The organism is Nonomuraea sp. CA-141351 (assembly GCF_050944675.1).
Lineage (GTDB): Bacteria > Actinomycetota > Actinomycetes > Streptosporangiales > Streptosporangiaceae > Nonomuraea.
The window spans coordinates 9,585,326-9,600,248 of sequence record NZ_CP191982.1 but is presented as its reverse complement, the minus strand read 5'-3'; the positions used below and the strand labels follow the sequence as shown (position 1 = coordinate 9,600,248).

The following is a 14,923-nucleotide window of genomic DNA, read 5'->3' as shown; positions in this document are numbered from 1 at the left end:
AGAATCTCCCGCCAGATTCGAACTTTTATTCGTTACGATGCCCTGTTTGGCATAATTGGCAGGACGTGTGTCGATAAAGGCGGATTATCAATACTTTGTCCGATTTCTGGTGGTTTGTGATTGCTCTTTGCTCCTTGGGAAAGCCGTTAGTGGCGGGGTGCCTGACATAGTTTGTGATAAATCAAGATTGCCGGTTGTTTATGGTAGTCAGTGGATTACTCACGGGGTAGGGCGTACAGCGCCTTGTCCCTTCTCCCCGGAGCCGCGCGTGGTCGGTAGATGGTTGATCGTCCTGTCGGGTGCCCGTTCGGATGTGCTCGAGAAGCACAAGGGGGAGCGCGCCAGGTTTCACGGCCTGGGTGGCGCCCTCCTGACCACGGCCTGCATCGCGGCCATCTCCATGACATTCGCGCTCGCCTCGGCGCTCAAGGTGTTCCTGCCGGTCGCCGTCCTGATCGGCCTCGTCTGGGGCGTGGCGATCCTGAGCCTGGACCGGTGGCTCGTCACGTCCCTGCCGGTACAAGGCGGACGGCGCTTCTGGCTCGCCCTGCCTCGGGTGCTCCTCGCGTTGCTGCTGGGCGCCGTCATCTCCACGCCGCTGGTCCTGCAGATCTTCAAGCCCGAGATCGATGCCGAGATCGTCGACATCCAGCAGGAGAAGGCCGACGCCTTCACCCGCACGCAGCAGGGTGGCGAGACCGGCCGGCGCATAGCCGCGCTGCAGAAGTCCGCGGAGGCTCTGCAAGCTGTGGTCGCCTCTCGCGGGGAGACCGCTCTCGATCCGGCGGCCGACCCCCGGATCCAGGAACTGAACAAGTCGCGCGATCAGGCGGTGAAGCAGCGGGACAAGTTCTACCAGGAATGGCAGTGCCAGCTGTACGTCGGGCCGCCCAAATGCGCGAAGAAGGGGTCCGGGCCTCTTGCGAAGGCGGCGGAGGAGGCGTACAGGGCCGCAAGCGGGCGGGTGAATGAGATCAACCAGCAGATCGAACAGCGCAAGAAACAACTCAGCGTCACCCAAGAGGCCGGAAAGGCGAGCAGGCTGGCTCAGGCGGAGCAGGACCTGCGCGGCGTAGAGGCGGAGCTGGACAAGCTGACCAAGCAGCAGGCGGGGCTCCGGGACGGCTTCGCCTCGGAGATCCAGGGGTCCGACGGCCTGATGCTGCGGCTGGAGGCGCTCGGCAGGGTGTCGCAGGACAACGCGACCCTCAACATGGCCAGGCTCTTGCTGTTCCTGTTCATCCTGCTCATCGAGTGTCTGCCGGTCCTCGTCAAGCTGATGCAGCGGCCTGGCGGTTACGACACGATCGTGGCAGCTCTGGACAGGGTGGAGATCGACGCGGCCATCGGCGATATCTACAAGGACAGACGGCCGCGGCGAAACGATTGGCGAGACGGCACGACCCGGCCGTACATCGCGGACGAACCTCGTACCGAAGTTTTCCACCAATCCGGCACGCCGTCCTCGCCCCCGCGCACGGAGCGCCCCGAGCGCAGGAGCTTCGAGGACCAGGCACTTCGCGATCTCCGTGACAACCGTGCTTCCCGGCCGGGCGGGACCGGCGAGGGACGGCGCGCTGAGCACGCCGGACTGAACGATGATTGGTGACCGCATCGCCGGCCGGTTCGTCATCGAGGCGCAACTGGGCGCCGGCGGCATGGGACGGGTCTGGCGCGGCCGGGACTGCAAGCTCGACCGCGTGGTGGCGCTCAAGCAGGTACGCGCGGACGTCGGGCGCCTGGCAGAACTGAAGAAACGGGCGAAAGTGGAGGCGCGGGCGCTGGCCCGGATCGACCACCCGGGCATCGTCCGGGTCCTCGACGTGCTCGATGTCCCGGACGGCCCGTGGATCGTGATGGACTACGTGCGGGGCGACACGCTCAGCATGCGCAGCAAGAGCGAACCTCTGTCCGAGCCCGCCGTGGCGCGGATCGGCGCCCAGGCGCTCGACGCGCTCGTCGCCGCCCATGCGGTAGGGGTGTTCCACCGCGATGTGAAACCGGACAACATCCTGATCACCGCTGCCGAGCAGGTCGTCCTGGTGGACTTCGGGATCGCCGCCATCGAGGGCCACGAGCGCATCACCATGCTCGGTCAGGTGGTCGGCACCCCGGACTTCACAGCCCCTGAGCGGCTACAAGGCGACCCGGCAAGCGAGGCGTCCGATCTCTGGTCGCTCGGCGCCACCCTCTACACGGCCCTGGAGGGACGTCCGCCCTTCCACGGGAGCTCCGACCAGGCCACCAGAAACGCCATCCTCGCTTTACCCGCCCACCCCATGACCCGCACGAGCAGTCTCAAATCGACGATCAACCGGCTGCTGGTCAGGAGCCCGGACAACCGGATGAAGGCCGGTGAACTGGCGCGGGAACTGGAACGGGTCGCCAGGGGCAACCCCGGGGCGGGGCCCCGTGGTGCATCGCAGGGCTCCACCACGGGACCTCCTCCGCCCCCGCCTCCGCGGGCGAATGGGGTTGCAGGGATGGGCGGCGGCATCTCCGGAGGGAGCCGCGGCCGAGGCGGGAACGGCGCGGGCCCGGATGGTGGCGTGGCGGCGCAACGAGTGCGTCGGGCGCTCGCCGGTGCCGCCGCCGCGGAAAGAGGCTCGAAGGTCCTCGAACTGCCCGCCGACGAGGCGGCGATCCTCCTCTCCCAGCACTGGCAGTTGTTCACGACCGACGCAGTCGAGGAGATGTGCCGCCAGGCGGCGAAGAGCGCGACGATCCTGGGCATGTTGCTTCCACTCCGCGTGGGCTGGCTGCTGGACCAGGTACGGGACCCGGACCTCGTGGCCGGGGTCGTACTGGCGATGGACACCCGCCACCGCGGAAGCGTGCTCGGTCACATGCACGATCGGCATTCCGCGGCGGCCATCGAAGCGATGGCCGCCAACGACCTCCGGCAGGCCGGCCTTGCGGTCGCCGCGATGCCGGAGGGTCCCGCCGGTCAGGCGCTGAGCCGCCTTCCGCTCGCCACGATCGCCGGGCTGCTCGCGCATTGCCCGCCTCCCGACCGCGACCGGCTGCTGCCCCTGCTGCCGTCCGCGACTCGGGAGGCCGTCGAACGGAAACCAGCCGCCGGAGGACAGGCGGGCACGACGGCATAAGTTGCCAGCCGCCCCGTACGGCCCCGGCGTGAGACAGACGTGGCCGGCTGCGCGGGACGATCGTTCCAGCGGCTCGCAGCGGCGCGTGCCCTTCCCGGCCGACTTCGACGTGGCCGGCCGGGACAGCACCGACATGTTGCCCAGCTCCCGAGCGCCCTCCATTTGTCCTGTTCCCAGTCGGCAGGAACCGGCTCGAGCAGGATGTTCGGACCTCCCGACGCGGGAACCCGGCTGAGTCGCACCTGTTCGAGCACATCCAACAGGGGCAACTCCGCGTCGCCGTGGGCGATGAGATGTCGTTATTCGCTTGTCAGCCGCCATGCGCAGTCCACGGCCTTCGCGAGCGGCGAGCCGATTCCGGGCGAGTACGCGACCCATGTGCGCGACCAGGGCCTCGCCTCCGCACGCGCCCGCCCCCGGCTGTCTATTCGGCGCGCAGGGCGTTTGCCGTTCCGGCCTTCGCCGCCCAGCCGGCCGGGCCGAGCGTGCCGACGATCGCGATGACCAACCCGGCGAGCCCCAGCAGGATCAGCTCCCACGTGGAGTACACCGACAGCAGGGACTGCGGGTACCCGGAGCTCGCGGCGTGCGCCATCACCGGCACCACGGCATGGTGCAGGAAGACTCCGGCGGGGACTCCGACGATTCCGGCGACCAGGCCGACGCTGGCGACCGAGCACACCACCATGAGGAGGGTCTGGCGCGGCGTCATGCCGATCGCCTTGTACACGCCGATGTCGTGAGCTCGCTCGCGGATCTGCAGCGCCACGGTGTTCAACACACCGAGGCCGGCGACCACGGTGATCAGGACCGTGAGCATCGTGATCAAGGTGAGTACGGCGAGGAACTGCGTGGTCGAAGCCTGGGACGAGGTGGCCCGGTAGGAGTGGCCGAGCGCCGCGGACACTTTGTTGGTGTACGCCTGCGCGCTGGTGCCGGGCTGGAGGGCCACGTCGAAGTACTGCGGCTGCGCGTCCGGGTCCAAGCGGGAGAGCGTGGCCGGGCTCAGGTACAGGCTGGCCTGACTGCCGGTTTTGAACACCTCGCCCACGATGTGGACCGTCAGCCGGTGCCGGCCGGAGATCAGTGTGTACGTCGACCCGACCGAGGTGCCGGTGTTGGTGAGGAACAGACTGTTCACGTCCACCTCCGCGGCTCCCGAGGAGGCGGAGTACCAGCGGCCGGAGATCAGCGGAATCCCGCTCAAGGACGGGGCGTCGCCGTAAGCGACGGCGGACACCTTCTGCGCCGCGCCGGGCAGGCTGATCTGGGCGTCGGTCTCGGTCATGTAGTACCGCGTTCCGGCCTGTGCTTTCAGCACCGACTCGACCGCGCGCTGCTGCGCGTCGCTCAGGGAGGGGGCCTGGCCGCCTGCGCCGCCCGACACCTGCACGGGCATACGCGAGTAGGGCGAGTCGTCGCCGACCCGGTTCAGCGTCGACCCCAGCCCGATGCCGAACGTCACAGCCGCGGCGCCGAACACGATGACCACCCAGGTCGTCACCGTCCGGGCAGGCCGGGCGGCCGGCGCGGCCAGGCCGAGCGTGATCGACCGGGGGAGTGACCGCAGCCGCGCTGCGGCCCGGTGCGCGAAGAATCCGTGGACCGGCCGGGGGGCACGGCCGGTGGCGATCGCCTGGATGGCGCTCATCCGGCCCGCCCGCAGCGCGGGAAGGACCCCGCCGACCGCTGTCAGCGTGAGTGCCGCCAGCGGAACCAGGACGTCGACCCACAGCGGGACGCTCAGCGTCCCCACCTGGAAGACGTGCGCGTTCACCTCGAGCATGGGAATCGCCAGCAGGTTCCCGACCACGACCCCGATGGCGCAGCCGACCAGCGCGGGAAACAGCACCAGCAGTGCGTACGAGGCGACGACCTGCACCGGGCTGAAACCGATCGCCTTGAGCACACCGATCCGGGTGGTTCCGGCGATCACCGCACCGGCCACCACGTTCACCACGATCAGCACCGAGATCACCAGCGCGATCACGCCGAACGCGATGATGAACGGCACCCACGGCTGGATCCCACCCTGTTCCGCCTGCCGAACGTCCAGATAGGACGCGCTGCTGAGCACCGCCCCGCTCGGCAGCGCCGACCGTACCGAGGCGATGTCGGCGGCGACCGCGGACTGCGACTCGGCGTGGGTGAACCGGTAGAGCATCTGAGCCTCCCCGGTTCCCCCCACGCTCCGGAGCGAGGCGATCTGGGACGGCGTCACCCAGCCGGCTGCGGTGTGAGTGATCGAGTTCGCGGTACCGACCACGGTCAGCGTCTGCGAGCCGATGGTGAGAGTCGACCCGGTGAACACCCCATTGCCTCGGTCGACCACGATCTGCCCGCCGCCGTTCGGCCAGTGGCCGTCGACCAGCGTGATGTCGTCCATCGGACCATCCGGTGTGGACCGGCCGACGATCCGGAGCGGCCTCGTCGACGAGCCGGGTACTCCGGGAACCGTGACCCGCGCGTTCACCTCGACCTGGCCGAACGGGCCGGACGCAGACGTCACGCCCGAAAGCCGGGACGTCGCGGCAAGTTGGTGTGCGTCGGCGACCGAGGTGTTCAGGGTGACGGTGACGTGGGCGCCGTTCTGCTTGACGAACGCGCGGTCGAACGCGCCGTGGGCGTTGGCGAGCAGACCCAGCGCGACCGTCGAGGTCGCGGTGGCCGACAGCATGACCACGCCGATGATCAGCGCCTGCAGGCGGCGTCCGCGCAGGCCGCTGAGGGCCGCACGGAGGACCGCGGTCATCGCTGGACCCCCATGCCCGGTGCGCCCGCGGAACCTGCCGGGGTGGCCGAGTCCGATCTGATCCGGCCGTCGGCGACAGAGATCACCCGGCTCGCGTACATGGCGGCCAGCTCCGGGTTGTGGGTGACCAGGGTCAGCGTCTGCCCGGTCGAGTTCAGATCCAGCAGCAGTGCGCCGATCTCCTCCCCGGCCCTGGTGTCCACCGCGCCGGTCGGCTCGTCGGCGAGCAGCAGCGCGGGCCGGTTGATCAGGGCCCGGGCGATCGCCACACGCTGCCGCTCACCGCCGGACAGCCGCGCCGGGTAGGCGTCGCGGCGGTGGTTCAGCCGGAGCCTGTCCAGCAGCTCGTCGGCCCGCTGCCGCGCGGCGTCCGACCGGCCCCCGGCGAGCTGGGCGGGCAGCAGGATGTTGTCCGTGACGGTCATGTCGTCGAGCAGGTTGAAGAACTGGAAGATCATGCCGACCTGACGCCGCCGGTACTTGGCGGCGGCGGTCTCGTTCATCTTGTCCACGCGATCCCGGCCGACCTGCACCGTGCCGGTCGTCGGCCGGTCCATCGCCGCAATCAGGTTGAGCAGCGTCGACTTGCCGCTCCCGGACGGGCCCATGATCGCGACCGCCTCGCCTTGCGCGATCGTCAGGTTTACTCCTGTCACCGCAGGCGTTGCGGCCCCGTTGTACTGCTTCGATACGTTCTGCAGATGAACGAGTGTCTCCATGCCCGGCACGGTAGGTCGCCGGGGCCGCCTGGCGCGTCGCTCGCTATGGCGAAATCGCCTACCGTAATGGGCTGACCATGGGCCGCTGTCATCCCCTGGATGTAAGCAAGTTACCCCTGCTGGATGATGCCCAGCAGTGGGGAGGTGGCGACAATGATTCCCATGGCGGCACTTATGAGGGCGATGCTCGCGTTCTTTCGGCAGGCCGAGCCTCGCACTGCCCCGTCCGGCTGGGGGCTCGCGCTGGACGGAGCGATCGCGGTGGGTGCGGCCGTAGCCGTTGTGTTCGAAGCAGCGCAGACCACCAGCCATGGGCCGGTTCTGGGCCTGGTGGCGCTGACCGCGCTGCCGCTCGCGCTGCGGCGGGTGTTCCCCATCGCTGCCTGGCTGGTCATCATCGCCGCCATCATGGTCGTACAGCAGGCGACGGTGCCGCCAGTGGCCCTCGGTGCGGCGGTGTTCGCGGCCTACAGCGCCATCGCCTACAGCAAGTACCGGAACCTGGCCATTGCCGGCGTGGTGGTCGTCACGCTGGCCGCCACCGCGTACTCCCCCCTGCCCAGGTTCCCCGGCCGGCTCACCGCGGTGCTGACCATCGCCCCCACGGTGATCGCCGGGCTCGGTATTCGCGAACTGCGGCGGCGGCTCAACGACTCCGCCGCACGGCTACGGCGCGCCGCGGACGAGCAGGAGACCGCCACACTTCAGGCGATCGAGAGCGAGCGGGCCCGGATCTCGGCCGAGCTGCACGACGTGGTGACACACAACGTCAGCGTGATGGTGATCCAGACCGGCGCGGCACGGAAGATGCTGAACACCTCCCCAGGCGAGGCCGAGGAGGCGCTGCTGGCCGCGGAGGCCAGCGGCCGGGTCGCCATGGCCGAGCTGCGGAACCTGCTCGGGCTGCTCAGCCCGGCGCAGCGGGACGGCGAGAGCGCCGCTCTGCACCCGCAACCGGGCCTGCACGAGCTGCCTGCCCTGATCGAGCGGGTTTCCGCCGCGGGGCTTCCGGTCAAGCTGGATGTCAGCGGCCAGCCGCGGCCGCTGCCACCGGGCGCGAACCTCGCCGTCTACCGGGTGGTTCAGGAAGCCTTGACGAACGTTCTGCAACATACTGCGAACGCGGCCACCGCCGTGACGATCCACTGGGGAGACGAACTCGTGATCACGGTCAGCGACAACGGCCCGGGTACGGATGGCAACTGGGGTCGGGGGCTGCTCGGGCTGCGGGAGCGGCTGGCGCTGTACGGCGGGAACTTCGATGCGGGGCCGCGCGCGGAAGGCGGCTGGCGGGTGCGGGCGGTTCTGCCGGCATGAGGGTCGTCATCGCCGATGATCAGGCGCTGGTCCGCGGCGGGTTCCGGTTGATCCTGCGGGAGGCGGGAATCGACGTCGTGGCGGAGGCGGCCGACGGAGCGGAGGCGGTCGCGGCCGTCGCCGAGCACCGGCCGGACGTGGCGCTGATGGACATCCGCATGCCCGAAGTGGACGGGATCGAGGCCACTCGCCGCATCCTGGCGGACGGCCCGGGCGAGCCCGGCGACGGAGTGCGGATCATCATCTTGACCACGTTCGACCTGGACGAGTACGTCTACGAGGCCCTGGCCGCCGGGGCCAGCGGGTTCCTGCTCAAGGACATCTCACCCGAGCAGCTGGTCGCCTCGGTCCAGCTCGTCCGCGCCGGCGACGCGCTGCTGGCGCCGTCGATCACCCGGCGCCTGGTCCATCGCTATGCGGCGCGTCCCGGTACGGTCCCAACCGCCGCGCGTGGGGCCCCGGCGGGAGGACGGGACCTGTCCGTTCTCACGCCGCGAGAGCTCGAGGTGCTCGGGCTGGTCGCGCGTGGCCTGAGCAACGCCGAGATCGCCGCCTCGTTGACGCTCAGCGAGGCGACGGTGAAAACGCATGTGGCGCGACTCCTGACCAAGCTCGAGCTGCGCGACCGGGTCCAAGCGGTCGTCCTCGCATACGAGACCGGGCTCGTACAACCGGACGCCGGGGCGTCGGGCCCTTCCGCACCGTAGATACCGCTGGATTCCGCAGGGATCGTAACCGCGCCTATTCCTGAGTTCGACCCTTCGGGACCGGACGGAAGGGCACTCGGGAACGGCCGGTACTTCGCCGCCTGAACATCGAGGGCGGCGCGGGGGAGGAGCGGGCCCGGAACCAGTGGGTGCATATATACAAACGATCGGTCGTTAATATAGTTTAGCGGCCATGACACAAGACGGTCGGCGGCTGCGCGGATTGCGCAGCCGTGAGGCGATCCTGGAGCAGGCGGTGGGCCTGGCTTCCGTCGAGGGGCTGGACGGGCTCTCCCTGGGACGGCTGGCGACAGCCACCGGCACCAGCAAGTCCGGCTTCTTCGCCCACTGGCGCGACAAGGAACAACTGCAGCTCGACGCTGTGGAATGGGCCGCCCGCCAGTGGACCGAGCAGGTGGTGGCACCCGCCCTGCAGGCCCCCGCCGGGGTGCGGCGGCTGTTCGCGCTGCACGAAGCGCGGCTGAGGTTCTACGACGACGGCGTGCTGCCCGGCGGGTGCTTCTTCTTCACCGTGCAGGCCGAGTTCGACGACCGCCCGGGGGCTGTGCGCGACCGCGTCGCGCGTGCCATGGGAGAGTGGCAGGAGTTCATCCGGCGGCAGGTTGAGCAGGCCGTGGCACTGGGCGAACTGGTCGAGAGCGTGGACCCGGCCCAGCTCGCGTACGAGATCGACGCGCTCGGCGAGATGGTCATCATCCACTCCCGCCTGCACGACGGGCCCGCCTCCCTCGTCCACGCCCGCCGCGCCGTCCTGCAACGCCTGCGCGCACTCTGCCCTGACCCAGCGCTTCTCCCGGAGAATTGATCATGACTGAAGACGGTGTCTACGAGCCGGTCCAGGTGCATTTCGACGACCTCGACGCCATGGGCCTGCTGCACAACTCCCGGTACGCCCTGCTGGTCGAGCGGGCGATCAGCGCGTACTGGCAGCGCCTCGGCTGGTCGCCCGATCCGGTCCGGTCGGCGTTCAAGGATGTGTTCCTGGCCGTACGCGAGTTCAAGGTGACCTACCACGCACCCATCGCCGGGGCGGGCGAGCCGCTGGTGCACTTCTGGATGGAGCGCATGGGCCGCACCAGCGGCGTCTACGGCTTCCGCGTGCTGTCGGCCGATCACGCGGTGGTGCACGCCGAGGGCTACCGCGTCAACGTCAATCTGGACCCGGCCACGTTGCGGCCGGCGCCGTTCAGCGACGAACTGCGCACCGCCGCCGAACCTCTGCTCCGCACGGCGGCGGCATGCTGAGGTCCCGCTGGATCGCCGGTCCCGCGGCCGGCGATCCGGGCCCGTTGGTGCGCGTCATGCGCCGTCCTCCATCACCAGCCCGTGCAACAGCACGAGCACGGGCCCGTCGCCGGTGTCCTCGTACGCGATCGTCCCTGCGGACAGCTCGATCTCTTTCACGCTCGGTCGTCTCAGCGTCGCGTGGAATCCGCGGCGGCAGTGCCTGATTCCGCTCGCGCGTGATCAAGCAGGTGCCGGCGTAGGAAGGACAGCTGGACATCGACGGCCCGCTCGTGCATCTCCATGAACGGTGCGTAGTGCCGGCCGGGCAGGCTGACCAGCTCCGCGCGGGGCGCTCGCCGCGCCGCGCGGATCGCGGGTCCGGGCGGAGCGGTCTGATCCTGATCGCAGGTGAGGACGAGCAGCGGGCTCCGTACGCGGGACGTGTCGCGGCCGGGCTGGTAGAACACGAGGCGGAGCGCGGAGCGGGCCGCGACCTTCTGCTGCCAGTCCGAGTGCCTGTTGTCAGGATCGAGCGCGCGTGGGCCGTCCAGGGCGTCCGGCGTGGCGAGCATCGCGACAGCACCCGGCTTGTCGGCGAGCGGCACCAGCAGGGGCCGGCGGCCGACGAGGGAGCCGATGGCGTCGGCGATGCCCCTGCCGGTGAAGCGCAGCATCGCGAGCGGCTTCTGGTGGGCCGCCGTGCTGCGCATGGCGGTCGGGCCACCGACGTTCGGTGTCTGGGCGATCACCGCCGCGAGTTGCGGGTTGCGCGCCGCGACGCGGATGACGTGACCGCCGGACAGCGAGAAGGCCCAGAGCCCGAGCCTGGCGGGGTCGACACCAGGCAGGGTCGCGGCGAACGCGATCGCGGCCTCCCAGTCGGCCAGCTGGTTCTTGACCGGGAGGACCAGGCGCGGTTGTCCACCGCTCTTCCCGACGCCGCGATAGTCAAAGGCCAGAACGCTGAAACCGGCATCGTGAAAGCGCTTGGCGAACAGGTCGGTGGCCGGCTCCTTGGTCACCGCGAAGCCGCCGGCCATGATCACACAGGCGCCGTTGGTTCCCGGATAGTGCCAGGCGGCGCATTCGGTGTCGCCGCTGACGAAGCGAACCTGCTCGCGCTCCACGGACTCCCGCACGCCGGCCTCCGAGTGTGTTGATGTCATAGTTGAAGTGAACCACCCGGTTCGCAAGTTGTCCATGCGCGCTACTCGCCGGCGGCCTCTTCTCGCTCCAGCGCACGGATCAGGGCCTCGAACCCCGCGGCGATTCCCGCGGCATCCCTGCTGGTCCGCCACTCCACGAGGAAACCTCGGAGCACCCCGAGGACCATCTCGGCGACCTCGAACTTGCGCTGGTCGGACCAGTCCGCCGGGCAGAGCGACACCAACGAGGGCAGATAGAGCTGCGACGCCTCCCGGCCGAGCCAGCCATAGCGGTCGGAGTCGTACATCGCCAGGCCGATGGCCTGGTCGAGCAGTCGCAGGCCCGGATCGTCCCCGCTGAGCATGGGCCACATGGCGCGTACGCGATCGGCCAGCGCCCGACCGGCTGGTCCTGCGGTGGCGGCGGCCATCGCGTTGACGGTACGCCTGTCGCGCAGCTCGAGTACGGCCTGCTTGAGCAGGTCGTCGACTCCTTCGAAGTGGTAGAGCAGCACCTTGTGCGTGGTGCCGGCCGCCCGCGCGGCCCGCCGGAGCGAGAAGTCCACAAGCCCGTTGGCCGCGAGGTCGTCGGTGACACGATCGAGCAGGTCCCGGCGCCTGGCCTCGCCGCGCGGCGACCCGGCCGAGCGCCGGTAGCCTGCCCGTCCTGGTGGGCAGTCGTCGGTGGAAGTGTTCATATCGAAAGCTTCCACCATCCCGGCAGGGCGCCGGACGTGCCGTGAGTCGTGCGGCGGCCGGTCGCGTCAGCGGCTCAGCGTCCCGTTCTGCCCGCCTCGGCGAGGATCCGCACGATCTCCAGACCATCGGCCCCGCCGAAACTGGTGACCAGCCCGGAGAGGATCATCGGCGTGGTGGCGAGCCTGACGCCCTCGCTCTCCAGGCGACGCAGCACGATGTCGTGGTAGAACTCGGTCAGCGTGCCGCAGGCGTCGACGGCGAACTGCACGTCGTACCCTTCCCGCCGGGCGCCGAGCGCGGTGTTGAACCCACAGACCTCGGAGCCGACTCCGGCCACCACCAGCTGGGTGCGGCCAGTGGCCCGGACCGCCGCGGACACTCGGGGATCAGCGAAGGCGTCGACTGTGGTCTGTCGCTCGATCCGCTCGCGGTACTCGTCGGGAGCCGCCTTCTCCAACTCGGGGATCAGCCTGCCGTTGTGCTGTTCGGCGCTGCAACTGAGCACGATCGGTACGCCGAACCGCCGTGCGGCACGCGCCAGTGCCACCGCGTTGGCCTTGACGGCCTCCGGCGGAGGCACCTTGACCAGCCGATCCATGACGGCGGTCTGGTGATCGACCAGCAGCAGGGCCATGTTGTCCTTGGTGAACGAACTTGTCATGTCTTGCGTCCTTGTCATGGTCGGAGCAGGTTGCCGAAGAACGCCCGTACGTCGGCGGCGAACAGGTCCGGTGCCTCGAGCGCGGCGAAGTGGCCGCCGCGTTCGAACTCCGTCCAATGCGCGACGGTGTACGCCTGTTCGACGACGGAGCGCACCGGGAGAACGACCTCATGGGGAAAGACGGCCACGCCCAGGGGCGGGACACAGGGCGGCGGGGGGCTCGTGTTCTCCCGGTGAAGGCGCGCCGAGGAGCCCGCGGTGCCGGTGAGCCAGTAGATCGCGACGTCGGTGAGTACGCGATCGACGCCGATCTCGGAGTCCGGGTCGGCCCACTCGGCGAACTTCTCGGCGATCCAGGCCAGCTGGCCTACCGGCGAGTCCGTCAGCGCATACGCCAGGGTCTGCGGCCGTGTGCTCTGCAGGACGCGATGTGGGGACGGCTGGGCGAGGAACCGCTTGCTCTGTTCCAGCCGGGCCAGATCGTCGTCCGACAGGCCGGTCTCGGTGTGACCGGCTGGCAGCGAGGACAGGAAGTTGACGTGTACGCCCACGACGTGGCCGGGAGCGGAGGCGCCCAGCGCGAGAGAGATCCCCGATCCCCAGTCGCCGCCTTGCGCACCGTACCGGTCGTAGCCGAGCCGGCGCATCAGCTCGGCCCAGGCAGGGGCGATACGCCGGATGTCCCAGCCGCGGTCGCGAGTGGGGCCGGAGAATCCGAAGCCGGGGATCGACGGGATCACCAGGTGGAACTCCTCGGACAGCGGCCCGATCACGTCGAGGAACTCCACGACGGAGCCGGGCCAGCCATGGGTCACGATGAGCGGCAGCGCGTCCGGCCGGGCTGAGCGGACGTGCAGGAAGTGGATGTTCTGCCCGTCGATCTCGGTGGTGAACTGAGGATACGCGTTGAGCTCGGCCTCGTGCTCGCGCCAGTCATAAGCCGTGCGCCAGTAGTCGGCCAGTTCGCGTACCCGGCCGAGCGGGATGCCGTGGTCCCAGCCGACGCCGGGCAGCTCGTCGGGCCAGCGGGTCCGGGCCAGCCGGTCGGCCAGGTCGTCCAGCTCGGCTTGGGGGACGTCGATACGGAAGGGTTCGATCATCACCGCTCCTGGCGCCGGGAGCCGCTCGGGCCGGTGATCAGGAAGACCGCGACCGCGGCCAGGCAGAGGAACCCGGCCGCTCCGAGGCCGGCCACGTTGAAGCCGTGGACGGTCGCGCCGGCGGCTGATAAGTGATGCGCCCGGAGGTAGGCGGCGGCGGACGTACCGGCGATCGTGCTGAGCAGAGCGGTGCCGAGCGACCCTCCGATCTGCTGGGAGGTCTGAACCATGGCACCGGCCACGGCCGTGTACGGCCCCGCGCCGAGGGTGGCGGTGCTGTTGGCGGTGACCAGCACCCACCCGGTGCCGAGGCCCACCAGTGCGAACACGGGAAGGGCGTGCAGCCAGTAGCCGCTGTCCACCCGTACGAGACCGAGGAGCGCGAGCCCGGCCGCGATGGTCAGGAGCCCGGGCACGAGCAGCAGCCGCACCGGGGCGCGCGCCATGAGAGGGCTCACCAGGCGCACGCCCAGCATGAGCCCGGCGGTCATCGGCAGGAAGGCGAGACCGGCCATGACAGGCGAGTAACCGAGCACGTTCTGCAGGTGGAAGGTGAGGAAGAACTGCGCGGCGAACATGCCGATCGCCAGGCTGAGCACCGCCAGGTAGGACCCGCCCCGACGCCGGTCGAGGACCACCCGCAGCGGCAGCAGCGGTCCGGCGCTCCGGTGCTGGACCCAGACGAACGCTCCCAGCAACAGGACGCCGCCGGTCAGCGCCCCGACGGTGGTGGGAGCGTTCCAGCCGTCGGGTTCCGCGCGGGCGAAGCCGAAGACCAGGGCCATCAGGCCGGCGGTGGCGAGCAGCGCCCCGGAGACGTCGACACGTACCCGGGTCGCCGGGGGCGCGGGACGGACCGCGTACAGCACTCCGGCTCCCGCGACCACCGCGAGCGGCAGGTTCACGTACATGCACCAGCGCCAGTCCAGGTAGTCGGTGAGAACTCCACCGAGCGCCACGCCCAGGCCGGAAGAGCTGCCCATCACGGTGCCGTAGATCCCGAACGCCTTGCCGCGCTCGGCGGGCAGCGGGAAGGTGACGGCGAGCGTCCCGAGCACGGCCGGAGTCACCAGTGCCCCGAAGACGCCCTGCAGCGCCCGCGCGGTCAGAAGCATCGCCGGGCCGCCCGCCGCGCCGCCGAGCGCGGAGGCCAGCGCGAACCCGGTCAGCCCGACCAACAACGTGCGCCTGCGGCCGAAGAGGTCCGACAACCGGCCGCCCAGGAGCAGCAGGCCGCCGTACCCCAGAGCGAAGATCGTGATCACCCACTGGCGGGCGGGATCCGACATGTCCAGCGATTTCTGCACGGAGGGCAGCGCGATGTTCATGATCGTCCCGTCGAGGCCGATCAACAATTGGGCGGTGGCGACGGCGGACAGCGCCCACCAGCGCCGGGGATCGGGGATGACGGAGTCGGAAGGGAGCCGGTGGGACCCGACTGATGTGGTCATGTCATGCCTCTGGGAAT

Annotated in this window: 13 protein-coding genes; 6 read left to right on the top strand and 7 right to left on the bottom strand. The window is 69.7% G+C overall.

What is annotated here, in order from left to right:
- Window positions 1-268: 268 nt before the first annotated feature.
- Complete coding sequence (locus ACQPWU_RS45050) at window positions 269-1,609, top strand: DUF4407 domain-containing protein (protein ID WP_433431873.1); 1,341 nt, start codon at window positions 269-271, stop codon at window positions 1,607-1,609.
- Window positions 1,599-3,107, top strand: coding sequence for a serine/threonine-protein kinase (locus tag ACQPWU_RS45045; RefSeq protein WP_433431872.1), 1,509 nt, complete (start codon window positions 1,599-1,601; stop codon window positions 3,105-3,107). The genes ACQPWU_RS45050 and ACQPWU_RS45045 overlap by 11 nt, the downstream gene beginning before the upstream one ends.
- Before the next feature lie 424 nt (window positions 3,108-3,531).
- On the opposite strand, the gene ACQPWU_RS45040 is transcribed toward ACQPWU_RS45045, so the two are convergent.
- A complete protein-coding gene (locus tag ACQPWU_RS45040; RefSeq protein ID WP_433431870.1) occupies window positions 3,532-5,859 on the bottom strand; it encodes an ABC transporter permease in 2,328 nt (775 codons plus the stop codon).
- Window positions 5,856-6,578, bottom strand: a complete 723-nt coding sequence (locus tag ACQPWU_RS45035; protein ID WP_433431869.1) for an ABC transporter ATP-binding protein — start codon at window positions 6,576-6,578, stop codon at window positions 5,856-5,858. The genes ACQPWU_RS45040 and ACQPWU_RS45035 overlap by 4 nt, the downstream gene beginning before the upstream one ends.
- Before the next feature lie 162 nt (window positions 6,579-6,740).
- Between ACQPWU_RS45035 and ACQPWU_RS45030 the strand changes: the two genes are divergently transcribed.
- From ACQPWU_RS45030 to ACQPWU_RS45015, 4 genes are all read left to right on the top strand, one after another.
- Entirely contained in the window at window positions 6,741-7,895 is a 1,155-nt protein-coding gene (locus ACQPWU_RS45030; protein ID WP_433431867.1) for a sensor histidine kinase, read from the top strand.
- Window positions 7,892-8,602, top strand: a complete 711-nt coding sequence (locus ACQPWU_RS45025; RefSeq protein WP_433431865.1) for a response regulator — start codon at window positions 7,892-7,894, stop codon at window positions 8,600-8,602. The genes ACQPWU_RS45030 and ACQPWU_RS45025 overlap by 4 nt, the downstream gene beginning before the upstream one ends.
- A gap of 193 nt (window positions 8,603-8,795) precedes the next feature.
- Window positions 8,796-9,428, top strand: coding sequence for a TetR/AcrR family transcriptional regulator (locus ACQPWU_RS45020; RefSeq protein ID WP_433431863.1), 633 nt, complete (start codon window positions 8,796-8,798; stop codon window positions 9,426-9,428).
- A 2-nt stretch (window positions 9,429-9,430) separates the two neighbouring features.
- Window positions 9,431-9,868, top strand: coding sequence for an acyl-CoA thioesterase (locus tag ACQPWU_RS45015; protein WP_433431861.1), 438 nt, complete (start codon window positions 9,431-9,433; stop codon window positions 9,866-9,868).
- A gap of 170 nt (window positions 9,869-10,038) precedes the next feature.
- Here ACQPWU_RS45015 and ACQPWU_RS45010 read toward each other — a convergent pair whose 3' ends face one another.
- The 5 genes from ACQPWU_RS45010 to ACQPWU_RS44990 all read right to left on the bottom strand — a co-directional run bounded on the left by ACQPWU_RS45010 (window position 10,039) and on the right by ACQPWU_RS44990 (window position 14,906).
- Entirely contained in the window at window positions 10,039-11,016 is a 978-nt protein-coding gene (locus ACQPWU_RS45010) for an alpha/beta hydrolase (protein ID WP_433431859.1), read from the bottom strand.
- 41 nt (window positions 11,017-11,057) lie between these two features.
- On the bottom strand, window positions 11,058-11,693 hold the full coding sequence (locus tag ACQPWU_RS45005; protein ID WP_433431857.1) for a TetR/AcrR family transcriptional regulator: 636 nt from the start codon (window positions 11,691-11,693) through the stop codon (window positions 11,058-11,060).
- Between the two features lie 74 nt (window positions 11,694-11,767).
- Entirely contained in the window at window positions 11,768-12,355 is a 588-nt protein-coding gene (locus tag ACQPWU_RS45000) for an isochorismatase family protein (protein WP_433431855.1), read from the bottom strand.
- 14 nt (window positions 12,356-12,369) lie between these two features.
- On the bottom strand, window positions 12,370-13,455 hold the full coding sequence (locus ACQPWU_RS44995) for an epoxide hydrolase family protein (protein ID WP_433431853.1): 1,086 nt from the start codon (window positions 13,453-13,455) through the stop codon (window positions 12,370-12,372).
- Complete coding sequence (locus ACQPWU_RS44990) at window positions 13,455-14,906, bottom strand: MFS transporter (protein WP_433431851.1); 1,452 nt, start codon at window positions 14,904-14,906, stop codon at window positions 13,455-13,457. The genes ACQPWU_RS44995 and ACQPWU_RS44990 overlap by 1 nt, the downstream gene beginning before the upstream one ends.
- Between the last annotated feature and the right edge of the window lie 17 nt (window positions 14,907-14,923).

What these genes read in the sequence shown, in the direction of transcription:
- ACQPWU_RS45030 (WP_433431867.1), top strand. Translation starts at nt 6,741, where the DNA reads ATGGCGGCACTTATGAGGGCGATGCTCGCGTTCTTTCGGCAGGCCGAG.
- ACQPWU_RS45005 (WP_433431857.1), bottom strand. Translation starts at nt 11,693, where the DNA reads ATGAACACTTCCACCGACGACTGCCCACCAGGACGGGCAGGCTACCGG.
- ACQPWU_RS45035 (WP_433431869.1), bottom strand. Translation starts at nt 6,578, where the DNA reads ATGGAGACACTCGTTCATCTGCAGAACGTATCGAAGCAGTACAACGGG.
- ACQPWU_RS45045 (WP_433431872.1), top strand. Translation starts at nt 1,599, where the DNA reads ATGATTGGTGACCGCATCGCCGGCCGGTTCGTCATCGAGGCGCAACTG.
- ACQPWU_RS44990 (WP_433431851.1), bottom strand. Translation starts at nt 14,906, where the DNA reads ATGACCACATCAGTCGGGTCCCACCGGCTCCCTTCCGACTCCGTCATC.
- ACQPWU_RS45000 (WP_433431855.1), bottom strand. Translation starts at nt 12,355, where the DNA reads ATGACAAGTTCGTTCACCAAGGACAACATGGCCCTGCTGCTGGTCGAT.
- ACQPWU_RS45020 (WP_433431863.1), top strand. Translation starts at nt 8,796, where the DNA reads ATGACACAAGACGGTCGGCGGCTGCGCGGATTGCGCAGCCGTGAGGCG.
- ACQPWU_RS44995 (WP_433431853.1), bottom strand. Translation starts at nt 13,455, where the DNA reads ATGATCGAACCCTTCCGTATCGACGTCCCCCAAGCCGAGCTGGACGAC.
- ACQPWU_RS45015 (WP_433431861.1), top strand. Translation starts at nt 9,431, where the DNA reads ATGACTGAAGACGGTGTCTACGAGCCGGTCCAGGTGCATTTCGACGAC.
- ACQPWU_RS45010 (WP_433431859.1), bottom strand. Translation starts at nt 11,016, where the DNA reads ATGACATCAACACACTCGGAGGCCGGCGTGCGGGAGTCCGTGGAGCGC.
- ACQPWU_RS45025 (WP_433431865.1), top strand. Translation starts at nt 7,892, where the DNA reads ATGAGGGTCGTCATCGCCGATGATCAGGCGCTGGTCCGCGGCGGGTTC.
- ACQPWU_RS45040 (WP_433431870.1), bottom strand. Translation starts at nt 5,859, where the DNA reads ATGACCGCGGTCCTCCGTGCGGCCCTCAGCGGCCTGCGCGGACGCCGC.